The sequence below is a fragment of the Paenibacillus sp. FSL R10-2736 genome (genome assembly GCF_038000245.1).
GTDB classification, from domain to species: Bacteria; Bacillota; Bacilli; order Paenibacillales; family Paenibacillaceae; genus Paenibacillus_AQ; species Paenibacillus_AQ phytohabitans.
In genome coordinates this window covers 1319861-1335640 of the sequence record NZ_JBBOBN010000002.1, presented here as the reverse complement: position 1 = coordinate 1335640, position 15780 = coordinate 1319861, and the positions used below count along the sequence as shown (strand labels likewise).

Annotated in this window: 15 protein-coding genes; 4 read left to right on the top strand and 11 right to left on the bottom strand. The window is 46.6% G+C overall.

What is annotated here, in order from left to right; genetic code table 11:
• Positions 1–36: 36 nt before the first annotated feature.
• Complete coding sequence (locus NSQ73_RS33955) at positions 37–852, bottom strand: hypothetical protein (protein WP_340990570.1); 816 nt, start codon at positions 850–852, stop codon at positions 37–39.
• 126 nt (positions 853–978) lie between these two features.
• Here NSQ73_RS33955 and NSQ73_RS33950 point away from each other — a divergent pair, with 126 nt between their 5' ends.
• Positions 979–1329, top strand: a complete 351-nt coding sequence (locus tag NSQ73_RS33950) for a helix-turn-helix domain-containing protein (RefSeq protein WP_340990569.1) — start codon at positions 979–981, stop codon at positions 1327–1329.
• 305 nt (positions 1330–1634) lie between these two features.
• On the opposite strand, the gene NSQ73_RS33945 is transcribed toward NSQ73_RS33950, so the two are convergent.
• From NSQ73_RS33945 to NSQ73_RS33920, 6 genes are all read right to left on the bottom strand, one after another.
• Positions 1635–3527, bottom strand: coding sequence for a DUF2075 domain-containing protein (locus NSQ73_RS33945; protein ID WP_340990567.1), 1893 nt, complete (start codon positions 3525–3527; stop codon positions 1635–1637).
• A gap of 19 nt (positions 3528–3546) precedes the next feature.
• Positions 3547–3876, bottom strand: a complete 330-nt coding sequence (locus NSQ73_RS33940) for a nucleotide pyrophosphohydrolase (RefSeq protein WP_340990565.1) — start codon at positions 3874–3876, stop codon at positions 3547–3549.
• Positions 3877–4045: 169 nt separating this feature from the next.
• Complete coding sequence (locus NSQ73_RS33935) at positions 4046–5272, bottom strand: RtcB family protein (protein WP_340990564.1); 1227 nt, start codon at positions 5270–5272, stop codon at positions 4046–4048.
• A gap of 36 nt (positions 5273–5308) precedes the next feature.
• Positions 5309–6874: a limonene hydroxylase gene (locus NSQ73_RS33930; RefSeq protein ID WP_340990563.1), complete on the bottom strand. Its 1566-nt coding sequence runs from the start codon at positions 6872–6874 to the stop codon at positions 5309–5311.
• A gap of 273 nt (positions 6875–7147) precedes the next feature.
• A complete protein-coding gene (locus tag NSQ73_RS33925; protein WP_340990562.1) occupies positions 7148–7723 on the bottom strand; it encodes a DinB family protein in 576 nt (191 codons plus the stop codon).
• Between the two features lie 55 nt (positions 7724–7778).
• Positions 7779–8087 (bottom strand): hypothetical protein, encoded by a 309-nt coding sequence (locus NSQ73_RS33920; protein ID WP_340990561.1) that lies wholly within the window; start codon positions 8085–8087, stop codon positions 7779–7781.
• Between the two features lie 194 nt (positions 8088–8281).
• On the opposite strand from NSQ73_RS33920, the gene NSQ73_RS33915 reads away from it, so the two are divergent.
• Complete coding sequence (locus NSQ73_RS33915; protein WP_340990560.1) at positions 8282–8845, top strand: hypothetical protein; 564 nt, start codon at positions 8282–8284, stop codon at positions 8843–8845.
• 132 nt (positions 8846–8977) lie between these two features.
• Here the strand turns inward: NSQ73_RS33915 and NSQ73_RS33910 are convergent, their stop codons facing one another.
• Both NSQ73_RS33910 and NSQ73_RS33905 read right to left on the bottom strand, forming a co-directional pair.
• Positions 8978–9595, bottom strand: a complete 618-nt coding sequence (locus tag NSQ73_RS33910) for a type 1 glutamine amidotransferase family protein (protein ID WP_340990558.1) — start codon at positions 9593–9595, stop codon at positions 8978–8980.
• Between the two features lie 150 nt (positions 9596–9745).
• Positions 9746–10768, bottom strand: coding sequence for a carbohydrate-binding protein (locus NSQ73_RS33905; RefSeq protein ID WP_340990557.1), 1023 nt, complete (start codon positions 10766–10768; stop codon positions 9746–9748).
• Between the two features lie 219 nt (positions 10769–10987).
• On the opposite strand from NSQ73_RS33905, the gene NSQ73_RS33900 reads away from it, so the two are divergent.
• Positions 10988–13150: a sensor histidine kinase gene (locus NSQ73_RS33900; RefSeq protein ID WP_340990555.1), complete on the top strand. Its 2163-nt coding sequence runs from the start codon at positions 10988–10990 to the stop codon at positions 13148–13150.
• Complete coding sequence (locus NSQ73_RS33895) at positions 13147–13839, top strand: response regulator transcription factor (protein ID WP_340990553.1); 693 nt, start codon at positions 13147–13149, stop codon at positions 13837–13839. Before NSQ73_RS33900 ends, NSQ73_RS33895 begins: the two co-directional genes overlap by 4 nt.
• A 65-nt stretch (positions 13840–13904) precedes the next feature.
• Here the strand turns inward: NSQ73_RS33895 and NSQ73_RS33890 are convergent, their stop codons facing one another.
• Entirely contained in the window at positions 13905–14474 is a 570-nt protein-coding gene (locus NSQ73_RS33890) for an SF0329 family protein (RefSeq protein ID WP_340990552.1), read from the bottom strand.
• 128 nt (positions 14475–14602) lie between these two features.
• A complete protein-coding gene (locus NSQ73_RS33885; protein WP_340990551.1) occupies positions 14603–15592 on the bottom strand; it encodes a tRNA dihydrouridine synthase in 990 nt (329 codons plus the stop codon).
• Between the last annotated feature and the right edge of the window lie 188 nt (positions 15593–15780).

Genomic DNA, 15780 nt, shown 5'->3' with positions numbered 1-15780 from the left:
CGTTTTCATGAAATTCAAAATAGAAAACATTCATTTTCAAATGTCATTAAAACAGCCACACCCACCGATGTCCATTATATCAATCAATGTTTCCTTGTTGTTCAACTCATCCTTTTCTATTTGCTCCCTAAATTCCTTTAAACTCAAATAGTTTATCTGTTTATCTATTGTTCTTCTTATGAAAGGAACTCTTTTCCCTAAGATTAGGAAAAGTTCTTCTTGCTTGGCTTCATGATAAGAGTATCGTTCGGGAATTTGCTTTAGTAAATTGTAAAAGTGTCCTTGCCCTCCTTTTACACAAAATCCCCCACAATTATTATGTGAAAAGCCCATATTATATAAACGTGGCCTATTAACTTCGTATTTTTCAATCCAGATACACATATCCTCTTTAGACAAATATGGCTCATTAATTAGTGGAAACTCAACATGGTATGGCTTCCAATAGTCTCTACACTTTTTTGCGCGATGTTCTTCAGTCCAATCAATTCCAAGATATAAAGTAACTTCATCTGGAGAAAATCTCTTTTCAATCCACTTCCTTGCCGCCTCCCTTTTTAGTATTCTACTACACGGATCAATCCTTGTATTCCCCATATACCTTACCTCTTCAAAAACTTGCCAAATATGCTTACCTACAGATATCCATTCCAAATCCCCACCGATATATTCCCAACTTTCATTTAAAAATCGGTATAGATCTTGATCCTCGCCCCGATGAGGATGTCCATCATTTTTCTTTTTCGTATCAGTAAATAAGTTTATGATATCCTCGCTCCCGTATTTCTGCATTACCCGCATTCCTGCCGCCCAACTTCCAATTCCTCCAGATAAAAAAACTATCCTTTTCATACTAATCCTCCCCAATAAAAGTTAACCAATAGTTAACTTTATTATATGTTATCTATTAGTTAACTTCAATTATTATTTATTAACTTCTTATTAACTTTGAGGTAAGATATTTCTGAGGTGGGTTTAATGCTAATATCGAAAAGAATAAAAAAGTTAAGAATTCAAAACGGCTTAACACAATCACAATTAGGGGATGCCATAGGTGTAACAAAGGTATCAATCTCCGGTTACGAATCTAAAAAAAGGATTCCTGATGTAAATACATTAATTAGGCTTGCCGACTATTTTGAAGTCTCTGTGGATTTTTTGATTGGAAGAGAAGGAGGAGCATACATTAAAGATTTACTAAAAGAAGACCGTTCACCTTATATTTTCTTTGGACAGAATAATTTAGAGGAAATAACAACGGAAGAGGCGCAGCGGTTAAAAGAAGAATTAGAAATGTATCGTCTTTACCAGACAAAACAGAAGAAATGACTATTCTAAAATAGCTTCTTCATCTTTGTTTTGCATCAATTCGAATTCGGGGGAGCCATGAATATCGCCCTAGTATGACAACGGTGATAATAAGCTTATGCGACCAAAAACCCTTTGGCGTAATCTGTACTTTTTCTGCTTCTGTTAGAAAATCCCCTATTGCATCTTGATTTGCTCCCTAACATGTAATCCCCTTATAACAAAATAGAGGACAGACTTGTTGGCTCTGGGTTCCCCATCTCCACTCATCCAATCCTCCATCTTTTCAAATCAATGATTTAACTTTCCATCGCCCTCAATAGTCCTTATCCCGAAATAACCGCCGAACTTTGCAAAGCCAATCGCCTCTGCAAGTAAGCCTTCAGATGAGGGTCCACACAGTAGATGTAGCACCCCTTCGTTCCCCGGGTCATTAGCGTCCTGTAGGTGTTTCGTATAATTTGATCGGCCATTCGGAGCGCCTCGTCCTTATCTTTCTTATACAAGGTCTTGAAGCCTGAAAGGGACTTATCCGTCTTCGCACGCTTGAACGGGTCGGTGATGATCCGGTTGTTCTCATAGCGCATATCTTCGCCAATGATAACTCCGACATAGTCAAATTCAAGGCCCTGTGAGGTGTGGATGCAGCCCACTTGTTCGATGGATTCTGGGTCGATTGCCCAGGTCGTTGTATTGTTCAGGTTCCAGCTCATGAAGAATTGATACTGATCTAACTGAATGTCATGAACGCCAGGATTGTTCTTGCCATCCGTCTTCCAATCCCAGCAGTATCCGGCGAGCATTCTTGCCTTATTATTAATCTGATTCTTGCTGAAGATTTCGTCCCGTAATTCATTCGGGTCATCATAGAGCCTGATGTCATAGTCGAAATCGAAGCCATCTGCGTTAGCCGTTTCACGGATACCCAGTACATCATCGAGCCATGCCAGATATCCATCAGAGCCATTGCACCGGAATTGAGAAGCCAATGTTAACTCCGTGATATCCGCATCCATTTGCTCCGCATACCGTCTAATCTGCTCTTTACTGCCCACATCATGCATCGCAATCTTCTGATATTCATCAATGAAAAATACAGAAAACCGGGCAGCGCGGATAATCTCCATCGTTTGGTTAATCCCTTTATTTTTGAATAGACCCGACTTTTCATTTAAGCGATGTGCTTCGTCCACAATCAGGCAACCGAATTCATCGGGCAATGCTTCATAGTACACGCCTGATCCCTTAAACAGGTTATCAATGAACGATTTCTTCATGTTCTGTTGTAGCTTCTTCATGTACACGGCACGCGGTGCGCTATTCTTGGTTACATATTGGCAGACTAATTCTCGTGCCGTAAGCTCTACCAAAAGATTAATTCCAAGAACCGACTTACCTGTCCCAGGCCCACCTTCGACTATCAGGACCTGTTTCTTGCCCGACTGTGCTTGCTGCGCCAATCTTAATGCTTCCTCATATACTACCTTCTGATCATCAATCATGATGAATTCTTGATTTCCCTCCAGCATACTGAGGAGTGAATCCTGTAGCGATTTAGAGGGTTTGATTTTGCCATGTTCTATGAGGTAAAGTGATTTGCTTCTATCGGTTTTTTTAATAAAGGTCGAAATAAACCCTCGTAACTTTAGAGCATCTCCCTTTGAGAAGATAGGAGCTTCCTCAATGTATTGATTGTAGACAGGATGCAGTAGAGGATCATTATCGGCCCGTACATAGTTATGTAAATAAGCACAAGGATAGAGCTGGACTGCTTCGTTCTGCACAGTCTCGTTATATTCGCTAATTAGCCTGGCATAAGACCATGCCTGAAAAGAGGGATGCGCCGTTTTAGTCTTTGTTCCTTTAAAGCGGGTTCTAACAAGACCATCTGCATCCTCAACCGTTTCAACTTCATCCCACTGCTTAAGCTCAATGATAACGACTGAATATTGATCCTGTTCATTCAAGCCTGTAATCATGAAGTCTACTCTTCTCGAGGTCGTCGGAATTTTATATTCAATCGCAATGCCTACGTCATCTGGAATAGTAGCTGTGTTTAATACTTTATATAGATAATTCATGGAATTATTCCATGCGTTAATTTCACCCGGAGAAACCCTGCCGACTTTTTGCACGTACTGGGTATGAATTTTTACCGCAATCGTATCTTCGGTTACATCGTTCATAAATTGCTGCTTGGTCGATTCATAGATAATCATGATGCTCTCCCCTATTCATTCACTGCCGTGTACTTTTTTGTGAGCTTCCCTTGGAGCTGGATATGGGGTATTTCTTCGCGTTTTTGTCTATCTTCTGAAGGATAGCATCCTTAACATCGATCTGCAGATCATGAGCGAGCGTTAGCGTGTAGATGAGAATATCAGCGATTTCGTCCTGCATGTCGGAGTAATGCTGCTCTATGGCCTGCTGACTATTCTTCCATTGAAAAAGCTCCAACAGTTCGCTAGACTCCAGCGTGATAGAGAGCGCCAGATCCTTGGGATCGTGAAATTGCTTCCAGTCCCTTTCGTCGCGGAATTGAATGATTCTCTCGATTAGTTCGTCCATTTGTAGCACCTCATCCTGTTGTTCTATTTCAATCTTTAATACTTGCTCTGCACAAAATAATGATAGCCCAATCCTCAATGTAAATCCATGAAATTCCTAAAATTACACAGAAAAGGACTCCTGTTAATCAGAAGTCCTTATTAATCCTCAATCCCCACGCATCTCTACCTCAATCCTTATACGGATCGAACTCATCCGCTCCCGCCATGCACACACCAACCGGCTTCAGTACGTGCATGACCTCGATGGTCTCGGCATGCGCATCCAGCACCTCCTGAAGCTTCCTGTACACAAAAGGACTTTCATCCGTGCCTGCACCGCGCAGCTCAACACCGAAATCCCGGACCGCCTCCATCATTTGTGCTGACGTAATTTGGCCGCCGCTGCGGGTGCGGGTCTTCCAATTCATTTTGCCAGCCGCTTGGGTCCGGCTCATTATTCGTCCTGCACCATGAACGGTGCTGTAGTAGGAGTCTTTGTTCTCCACGCTATCTTTTCCTTTAACGATTACGGATATATCGCCCATACTGCCGCCGATGAAGCCAATCTGGCCGGGTGCGGATGGGGTCGCCCCTTTGCGGACGACGACGACTTCTTTGCCAGCATGTGTTTCTTTCCAGGCATAGTTATGATGGTTATGCACTTCGAGGTCCGCCTCCGTTCCAAGGATGGCTAATACTTGCCGGATCACATAATCCCTGCCGGCATAGGCGTAGCGTCCGGCCAGCTTCATAGCTCTGTAATACATGTCGCCAAGCTCACTGCTCGTATTAAGCAGTACGGGCGGCTGGTCCATCTTTTCACCGGGGGCATTAGCCAGAAAGTCTCTGCCCGCTGCCAGGTTAATGAATCCGCTCGCCGTCTTATGCCCGAACCCTCTGCTCCCGAAATGATTGGCGATCCACACCCGGCCTGTTCCGGCTTCTTCAAACAAATCTACGAAGTGGTTGCCGCTGCCGACTGTGCCTAGCTGACTCTGTGCCAGAGCTTTCAGCTTGTCATGCTTCTGTCTGCCTACTGCCATGAACACGGCCCAATCCGGATCGTCAAATAGCTCATGATCGACCCGCTCACTATTCACACGGCCTACTCCGAAGGAAATTCTCCGGGCAATCTCGTCCATAATATTTGCCAGCCGGGGCCGGATCTCATCAACAGTCAAGCTGGTTCGCACCGCTTTATTCCCGCACGCAATATCATAACCGACGCCGGAAGGGGAGATTTGCCCATCGTATACGACCACCCCGCCGATCGGCTGGCTGTAGCCTTTATGATGATCTGCCATGAGCAGGGTTTGCACAACATTCCCTGTTTCCGCGCACGTCTTTGCTTGCGCCAGCGCTCCGCTGTCGGGATTACCCCAGACCCGCACGCCTTCTATATTCATATAAGCCATATTGTTCAACTCCTTCATGATGAGTGTTGCTCAACCTTACAACCCCTTAGCCTTACGGAGCTGGTCCAGCCATTCTTGAACCGAAGCCTCAGGCTCAACTGCTGACAAATGAGTAACCGCGTGAACCAGCTGCTCTCCCCAGGCTGAAATGCCCCAGCCCTCCAGTGCCTTGATCGCCATGTTCCGGTTAGAGGTCACTGGACTGTTCAAGCCCGTGAGGATCAACTCTGCCCCTATCCCCTCGAACCGGTCCAAGCACTGCAGGATCACGCCCAGCTTCCTATGCGCTGCATATTCTTCGCCGAATCCCATTTCAGTTCCGGGGCCTGTGGCGATCTGCTGCAGGGGAATGTGTTCACTGGCGAATTGAACAAATCTGTGAATCCGGTCCCGGTCATCCGATCTTATTAGCTGATAGTAATAGAAATCCTCCAGCGGGTTAGCTGCAAGCTGATCATAGAGAGTATCCCAAATATCCAAGCCAAGCTTCTCTGCACACGCTATACCATAGTAAACGTCTGACATATCACTGCTGCTAACGGCATCCATAACCATACTGTTCCATTTGGTGTCGGGCATAATCAACTGGCAAGCCTCCCGCATATCGCTTCTTAGCTGCTCACTCCAGCCTGAGGACATCCGAGCGGTCCACTTCTCCTCATCCTCCGCCAGGAAGTCGTGAATGCTGAATAGTACTGACAGATGCTTTGCCGTTGTCTCTGCCTCCTGGACAAGCCTCACATAATCCCATAACACCTGCGGGGCATACTCATAATCGTCAATATTCTCTGCCGGCCCGCCATTCAATAACGCTTCAATGATATCGGTTGCCCCATTAAGTAGTGCGCTGTCTACCCGTTCAGCCGAAAGAGCCTCCTGCAAACCGCCATTTCTTGCACAGGTACAGGCTAAATATTCGTTCATAACGTTGTTCTGGCATCCTTGCCGGAGCAGCCAATCCTTGATCTCCTGACTAGCGGGCTCAAGTCTCTCAACGATATGTATTTTGCCCCAGCCGTGAACCTGCCCAGCGAGTTCGAATAGCACCTGATTGCAGTCTTCCATTCCATTGTGAATCGCAACCGTGGCATATAACGTAAATTCCTCGTGTCTCCCCAGCGTTAGAAGCAATTCCTTGACCTGCCCATTCTGAAAAAGACCCAGCAATGCAATGCCGAATTTGACGGCATTCCGGTGTGCTGCATGCTCTGCGAGCCATTTTGCCTCCATGAATACAGCATCCGGCTGAATGCCGGGCTGCTTGCGCACCTCATCTAGAACGGCGTCGATCATGCCGCCTACATCTATTTTCACAAGCTTAGCATATAGGGCCTTTCTGGTTGAACGCTTAGGCTTCCTGGATTGCTTCGCCAGCAGCTGAACGAGCTCCCGTGCTTCATCCGTCATCTTAGCAGATCCGCCATGATGACCAAAAGCTCCATCTAATCCGCCCGCTACCCATCTAATCTTGTCCCCGGACCAGAATTCTTCGTCATCCGGCAGCGATCCGTCCACGGACTCTCCTTGCACCTTAATATAAGCGTAAATGGAGGTTCTGCCCTCCCATAACGGCCGTTTCGCTCTTTCGAAGAATATAACCATCGTTCACCACACCTCTTCCTATACTTCCTTCAATACCAATCGAACAACTCAATGATTTTAAGCAGCTGCGTTAGCGTATCCGCTTCTATATCTATATTGGCTTATTTTGGGAGTCACGAACATGGCGAAAGTATTACAACTGGGCATATAATTTTTATAACCAAACAGAGGACAGGCTTGTTGGCTTCGGGCTCTCCCCTTCCCCATACATCCGATCCTCACTCTTTTAGCGTCAATTCTATTCACTACACGGATTTCTACAATCCTGGCAGTTTAATCGCCCAGCCCCTCCACCCCTGTATACTCATCCATAACCTTTTGCATTTGTACAATGTGCCGTTTGGCATGTTGACACAGGAAATAGATATATTGATAAACATCAATTTTGCCTAAGTTGTTTACGGTCATTGTAGTTTTATAAAGTATTCCCTCTCCGTTGTTCATCTCTTTCAAAAGCTCTTTACATTCGTTAATTTGATTATCTAGTAATGCTCTTATTTGTCCTAATTCTTGTTCACCCTTAGGCTCCATATGGTCTGGTCTAACCCAATCAAAAGACTTATGTATAGCTATCGCATCAAGTTCTTGTAAATTAATTTGGCTTGATTCTTTTATTGTATTCAAGTCTTTCTTTGTTGATAGTTCAATTGCTTTCCGAGTCCCTTTTCTTATTAGGATCAATAAAAAGTGATTGGTTAGTGTTACATGCTCTAATATTTGTTCAATACTCCATCCGGTCTGAGGTTTAAAGGATAGTTCTTCGGGATTTAAAGTAAACCAGTGTTGGTAGTCACTTAATGTTTGAGATAATTCCTTATCTATAACGTTAATCGCTTGGTTTATATTCATGTTTACACCCGCTTTCGAGTTATCTATGAATTGCCTTACCTTCTAAAATTTCATACTACACAAACCCATCCTCAGGCTCCCCCACCTCAAACCCTAACACTTTAGTTGCTTCTGATTTAAACGCTCCTATCCAAGAATCCCAATCACTCTGATTCATTCGAGCATAAAATGACAATCCACTTGGCTCAACGGATGCCTGAATATAAACATCATCATCTTCCTGCCCAAACCAGTGTGGAATCCCATCTATGTACCCTCTCCAACCAGGCATACGCTCATAAATATTAGCAACTGTATTCCATACTTCATCAGGCAGATGAGCCCAAATATTCAGATTACAATTATGAGAGGTTATTTCATTCATTTGCCTTCCCCCTTAGCCTTACAACATATACAAAATAAACCTTACGCACTTCCATTACATCGTATCATATGTTGGAATTCCCTTCCTATCGTTTGAGGCTCCAACGAGTTAATTATCTACTTGCAAAAAGGATTATTTTTCTATATTTTTAAATATAAAGTAACCATTATAATAATAAAAAAGGATACTCACTAATGAAAAACAAAATGTTATTACTTCTTATATTGTTATCCGTGTTGTTTGTAAGCTGTGACATCAAAATTGTAAATGAGCCTCAGGCGGAGGAGCTTTATAACCCTCCATCAATCCAGTTAGAAATTGCAGTTGTTGGTGATGTTCCTTTTGATACAATTAGAAATCTAAGCTACATACCCAAAAGCCTCAAAGATATTATTAAAGACACTAATATAAATTATGATGGCTTAATCATTGCAAAGGATTATCTGGCTGAAGCAGCCAAGCAGGAATATAAAGATTTTTTCAGTAACATAACGTATCCGGTATTTTTCATGGGGACTGAGAATCTACTGGTGAATGTATTTCATGACGACAGATTAACTCTTGAATCTGCAAGAATAAATGGTTTTGGAGCTCATGTATCCGGATTTGTTCTATTAGAGGGCAAGTTTCAGCAGTGGGGCTTATACTTACCAAATAACCCTACAGAACAAGATATGAATAGAGATATGATTATAAGAATCTCCAATATATTAGAAGATTTCAAAATTCTACGCAGTAACATGAAAACTGCAACTTAAATTCACCCTATAGTGGTGCACGGCAAATCCCCCCACAACTACTTATAGATGTCCAGAAGATGTCCTGCCATCCCTGGCCAGACAAACAGAAATACCCTCTCCGTAAAGAGAGGGTACCCTTATTATCTGCTCTTATACCATCAACTCATAGAAATACTTAGCTTCCTGGGTCTTGTAGAGACTATACCAGGCCTTCAGTTTTTCTGGAGCCATTACATCCAGGGCTTTCAAGACATGTACAGTGAATTCTAACGGCGCTATTCCAGAGGCAGTGATCAGCTTGCCATCCGTTACAGCAGACTGCATCTGGTAGAGCTCTTCGCCGGTGTACGCGGGACAGATCATTTTGAGGTACTCCAGATCATTGCTTGTATGCGGGCGTGAATTCAATAGTCCAGCCTGGGCAAGCCCCATTGTAGCCCCACAAATCGCTGCCACTAATATATCTTCCTGTATGCATCTCTCAGCAAGCCCGAGGATGGGCTTATGAATGGCTTCGGTCCATGTCTCTCCACCGGGTAGAATCAAGGCATCTGTGCTTGTAATGCTGCACTCATCCACCGTGGTGTCAGGCATTATTGCCAGTCCGCCCATGGTAGTGATCAGCGTCTTCTCATTGGCTACGGTTACTATTTCAGTGGGGGCTTGCCCCTTCTTGTAGTACCTTCCCGAGTTCAGTTCGGCAGTTAAATACCCTATCTCCCAGTCTGCCATGGTGTCGAACACATATAGATATACTTTATTATTCATTTGTACGTCCTCCTTCAAGTCCTTTCCTGTATTATAAAATAGCTTCACTGACAGCTGCTGTCAGTGAAGCTATTTTAGCTGAACATATAACAAAGACGCTCCGAGACTCCTCCCGAGCGTCTTTCTCCTTCTTTTATAGAAGATAACCCCTTAGTTCTTCCCCCCATACCCCTTATATGTAGCGTAAACGGCATTGGCATATTGATCTGCCAGAATCGGACGGCCATAGGAGTCGGTAGCGCCCGGATACCAGTTGTCGCCTCCGTTATAATGCAGCAATCCGTTATAGATATCTCCGAATCTGACAATTTTCTCATTCAGGATCAATGCGCCCAGGTATACCTGATCCTGTTCGCTGCTGTGATTATACGCGCGGCCGAATTTGGCGCTGAATTGTGAGGCATAGGCATTGCGGGTGTTAGGTTCGACCTGCATCAATCCGTCGCCGGCGGATGGGCTGCCGGGAAGGCCTGCTCCGAAGCTGCTCTCCTTCTTAATCACCGCACTCAGCAGCAGTGCGAAATCTCCACCCTTGCCATAGGCATTGTCTGCATTTACGACATAGGTCCAGATTTGGCTTGGAACCTCGGAAGGTTTGGTTGCAGAAGGAGGCGTTGAACCTGTATAGATCTTAACCGAAGTCATCTTGTCATTGACACTGTCGCCAACCCAGGAGGAATCTGCCGTATAGGTCCATTTGGAACCTCCAAAGCTATCATTCTCATAGACTTCAACCGTCCAGCCGCCGGGAACCTTGAGCGAGGACATCCAGTCATTCGGAATGCCTGCAGCATTCAACTGGGACAGTACATAATTGCCTACTCCAAGGGTTACTGCCTTCCCGCCATAGTTGATATCTGCATAGAATGTGACTCCGTTTGTTGCTGGGGGTGTTGTGGGTGCCGGTGTGGGGGTCGGTGTTGTTGTTGTTCCGCTCTTCCAAAGTGCAGGAACATTAGGCGGCTCCCAGCCTGTGAGGGAAGTATGTGCCTGAAGACAGCTATACGTACTTCCGCCATAGGTTACTGTATCATTTACTGCATAAGCCGTATTAGGAGCCCATGCTCCTCTGGCGGCCGCGTTTGCCTGCGGTAAGGCTGTGAAGAACAGGGACAGGAATATGGCTGCAACTACCAAAAGGGATAAGGCTCTGGCTGGAACTTTTTTAATCAATCTCTTAAACCTCCTTTATTTAATTTACCGGTTTCGCCCATTAGGCGAACCACAGGTATATTGTATTGTCGTTTGTGAAAATAATTCCATCAATTTTACTCCCCAATCCCTTGCTGTAATGACAAATTCCGCGTTTTCATCAACACAGCTTCCTGTAATGATGCTATCATGAAACAATCAACTCATTTATAGCGAATTTTGTAGATTGGGGTCGGCTTCATGATGAGGGGTATTCTAAGGTTCGTTTCTCGTAATATCTTCTTTCATATAGCGGTTGCCGTTGTTATCGGTCTGGCCATAAGCTATGCCATCGTGCCTGTAACGCCAGATGCCCCCAAGCTTCGAAGCGAAGAAGGCGTTCTGGATCTAACGCAGGCTTCTATCCTTAAGACTCCGCTAAAGTTGCAGGGAGAATGGGAGTTCTACTGGCAGGAGCTGCTCTCGCCAGAGGATATACGGAGCCGGATGGCAAGCGGGGAAAGGGCTGACCGGTATATCAGCATCCCCAGCTCCTGGCTGGGCTACAAGCTTGATGGTCAAGAGCTGGAAGGGCAAGGCTATGCAACCTTTCGGCTGGTCACCCGGCTTAGCGGGCAGGACAGGAATGAGCGGCTTGCGCTGCGGCTGCCTACCATTTTTCATGCATATAAATTATGGGTGAATGGAGAGCTGCTGGCAGAAGTTGGCGAGGTTGGTCAGGACAAGAGTAGCGTGACACCGCGTCTGGCAACGAAGCTGGTGTTCTTCCAGCCCGGGAGCGATACCGTAGAGCTGGTTATGCAGGTTGCAAACTTCCATCATAAGCGGGGCGGCATCACCACGTCTGTAGAGCTGGGTGGCAGTAACGTATTAGCGGCCAAGACCACTCGGAAGGTTGCCGCAGAGATGTTCATAACCGCAAGCCTGCTGGTCATCGGCGTGTATCATCTGCTACTCTACATGCTGCGGCGCAAGGACAGGGCACCGCTTTATTTTGGACTGTTCACTGTGTTGTTCGGTATCCGGTCCCTGCTGGTCGGCGAGCTCATGTTCACACAATGGTTTCCCCGTTTTCCGTGGGAATTGCAGTTCAAGCTCGAGTATCTGATTCTATGTGTCAGTGGTTATATCATCACCATGTATTTTGAATGCATTTTCCCGAATTATGTGTCGCGGTGGTTTCGTCTGGGCAGCCGGATCGTAACGAGCGCACTCTGTCTGGTTGTTGTACTGACCCCTGCAATTATATATTCAAGAATGTTACTGCTGATCGGTGTAATCGTTGTTCTTCACATGGTATATCTGATGGTGGGTCTGGCTGAGGCGGCTGTGCGGCGTATGGAGGGTGCGCTGATCTTCCTGCTCGTGTCGATGGTTGCTCTGGTAACGGTGATCAACGATTTCCTGTATTTCAATGAATGGTCACTCATCGGTAATACCTCTCCGTTTGGGCTGCTCATATTCACGATCGCACAGATGATTCTGCTGTCTTCCAGATATACGCGGGCGGTAACGAACGAAGAGAGAATTGCACGTGAGCTGTACGAAGCCAATAACAAGCTGACTGAAATGAATTCCAATCTGGAGCAGCTCGTAATGGAGCGTACACATGCCTTATCCGCAGCCCACGAAGACCTCAGCATGTCGTATGAGCGGTTACTTCACTCCGAGCAAGGCAGGAAAAAGCTGCTTGCCTACATTACACATGATCTGCGAATGCCGCTGTCCAGCATGCTTGGTTATGTCGAGGCTGTGATCGACATGGTTAAGCCGGAACGCAATGAACAGTACCTGGAGTATATTCGGGATAACACGGTAAGGATTAACCGCATGATCGGGGAGTTGTCCTTCTTGTCCCATCTGGAGACGGGGCAGGTAGAATACCGTATGGAGCCGGTTCATGTGATTCATTTCCTGCGCGGCTTCTATGAACAATATGAGCTGGTAGTGCGTGACGCGGGGCTTGATTTCAACCTGGATACCGGACATACGGAGGGTCTGGGAGCCTTCTTGCCTGTTGCCGAGATCGATGCGCAAAGATTAACGCAGGCGCTATTTAATCTGGTGTCGAATGCGATGAAGTTCACCTCTAGCGGCGGGATGGTGCGTCTTGCTCTAACCTGGGATGAGGTGAAGGATACCCGCACTGCAATCATTAGCGTACAAGACTCTGGTACGGGCATCCCCCCTGAGCAGCTCGAGCAAATCTTCGACCGCAATTACAGGGTTGAGCGGCCGGGTATGGACATGGGAGTAGAGGGCAGCGGGCTTGGGCTGGCGATTTGCAGGGAAATCGTACAAGCGCATGGCGGAACGGTCCGGGCGGAGAGCGACGGCAAGACGGGGTCGGTATTCTATGTATCGCTGCCTTTGTATCCGGGAAGCAGGAAGGTGACAACATGATGGACACGTACAAAATTATGATCGTCGATGATGATCCCCATATCTGTGAGATTGTTCAGGCGTATTGCGAACGGGAAGGCTTCGTATCCTCGTATAGCCATAGCGGGACAGAAGCCATGCTGCTGCTTGCATCGTTTAATCCGGATCTGATTGTACTGGATGTCCTGCTCGCTAATGAGAACGGCATTGACTGGTGCAGGAACGCACGCAGCTTCACGAATGCGCCGATTGTGTTTCTGAGCAGTCAGGAGGAGGACGAGGTGAAGATCAGCGCTTTATCTTATGGCGGCGACGATTACGTGACCAAGCCGTTCAGTCCGGGAGTCCTCATGGCCAAGATTAAGGCTCACCTTCGCAGAGTGTCGACAGGCAGAAGGGAACAGCTGCTGGAGTTACCGGGCTTGACGCTGGATTTCTACGCACAGTCTGTCAACCTGGGCAGTAAAACGATTTTTTTATCTAAGAAAGAGTTTAGTCTACTGTCCTATATGGCCCAAAACGTTAATCAAGTCGTCACGGTCGATACGTTGTTTCATCTCATCTGGGGAATGAAGAGTCTGGAGGATACGAGAACGGTCGCAGTACACATCAGTAACTTACGCAAAAAAATCGAGGCTGATCCTGTCAATCCGGAGAGAATCCTTACGATTCGGGGGGCCGGATATATGCTGGTTGCCGGCAAGCGTTGAGTATAGCAAGGTTCCCATAATAAAGGTTCAAGCATGAACTCTCGCTTGAACCTTTGGCATACTATTCAGAGCGCCCCCCGCCGCAGCTCATAGAAATACTGCACCACCGGATGCTTCAACTCCATCTTCTCCGTCATACTCAAAATCCGCTTTTTCCCGACTCTTCGATCCACCAGCGCAAGAATATTAAGTACCATGTCCCTGCTCTCCAGGCTCTCCTCAATAGGAGTAGTCAGGAACTTATTCGCAACCACGATGAAATTCGATTTAACGAGTGTTGCCTGCGCTGACATTAGCTCTTTGGCATGCTCTGTACTTAATCTGCTTCTGGCCATTATGATTAGGCGATCCTCCGGCACGGGTCCCTTGGCAGCTTGTCTGACCGCTTCAATCTCTTCCTTACTGACAGGAATGCGGATATCCGGATCATTCTTAATCTCCAGCTCTGTTTGATACCATCGGATCGTGTTTGTTTTATCACCCATATTGAGTATGTTCCTTCTGTCCACTGAGATGTAACAGATCCCTGATTTATCAGGCAGATAACGGTAACCCGGCGCGCGGTATTCTACCCTGCCCTCTAATGCAGGACTGAGAAAGCCCTCCAGCTGCTGCTTCAATTTGCTCCAGGACATGTAATCCCCTCCATATACAAAAATGAGGAACGGCTTGCTGGCTCCGGGCTTGTCCCTTCCCCATCATCCGATCCTCAGTCTTTCACGTCAATTCTTTTTTCCACCCGGAATTCTAGAATCCCGGCCGTCTAATTTCCAAGCTCGTCCGCCCCGTCCTGCTCCCTGCTCCCAAACTCATCCAGCAGCGCACGCACTTCACGGGTAGACTTGGTGTTCATTAAGTTATTTCTAAGCTCACTCGCTCCGCGGAAGCCGCGGACATAGATTTTGAAGAACCGCTGGAGCGGACTGAATGAACGTGGCTTCTGTCCCGAATACTCATCATAGAGATCCAGATGTAGCCGCAACAGATCAAGCAGTTCCGCGCTGCTATGCTCCTTCGGCTCCTGTTCAAACGCAAACGGATTCTGAAAAATCCCGCGCCCGATCATAATCCCGTCCACACCGTACTCTTCAGCGAGCCTCAGGCCGGTCTGACGGTCGGGGATATCCCCGTTAATGGTCAGCAGGGTATGCGGTGCGATCTCATCACGAAGCTTCTTGATCTCCGGAATCAGCTCCCAGTGGGCATCCACCTTGCTCATTTCCTCCCGGGTGCGCAAATGAATCGACAGATTCACAATGTCCTGCTGCAAAATATGGGTTAACCAGCCTCGCCATTCGCCCAGGTCAGTGAACCCGAGCCTTGTCTTGACACTGACGGGCAGTCCTCCGGCTTTGGCCGCCTGGATAATCTCCGCTGCGAGCTCCGGGCGGCAGATCAGGCCGCTTCCCTTCCCGTTCTCGGCTACATTCGCTACAGGACAACCCATGTTAATATCGATGCCCTTGAAGCCTTCCTCGGCCATGCCGATGCTCATCTGACGGAAGTATTCCGGCTTATCGCCCCATATATGAGCTACAATCGGCTGTTCATCCTCTGTATAAGTCAGACGCCCGCGCACCGCATGGTGCCCCTCCGGGTGACAATAGCTCTCTGAATTCGCAAACTCCGTGAAGAAGACATCCGGTCTGCCCGCTTCACTTACGACATGGCGAAACACGACATCCGTCACATCCTCCATGGGTGCCAGTATGAAAAAAGGGCGTGGAAGTTCACGCCAGAAATTATTCATCATATTAAAAACCTCTCTATAAATAGCAAGATATTAAAGCAAATTATATCATAATCCCGGAGGAAACATACTTACCCAATTAATTCATGTAAGACGGAACGACTCGCATATGGTAAAATAAAGCAGAATTTACTTTCCAGGTGAATGTAACTTCAAGCGATCAAGAAGGAGAATGAATATGAGAATATGCA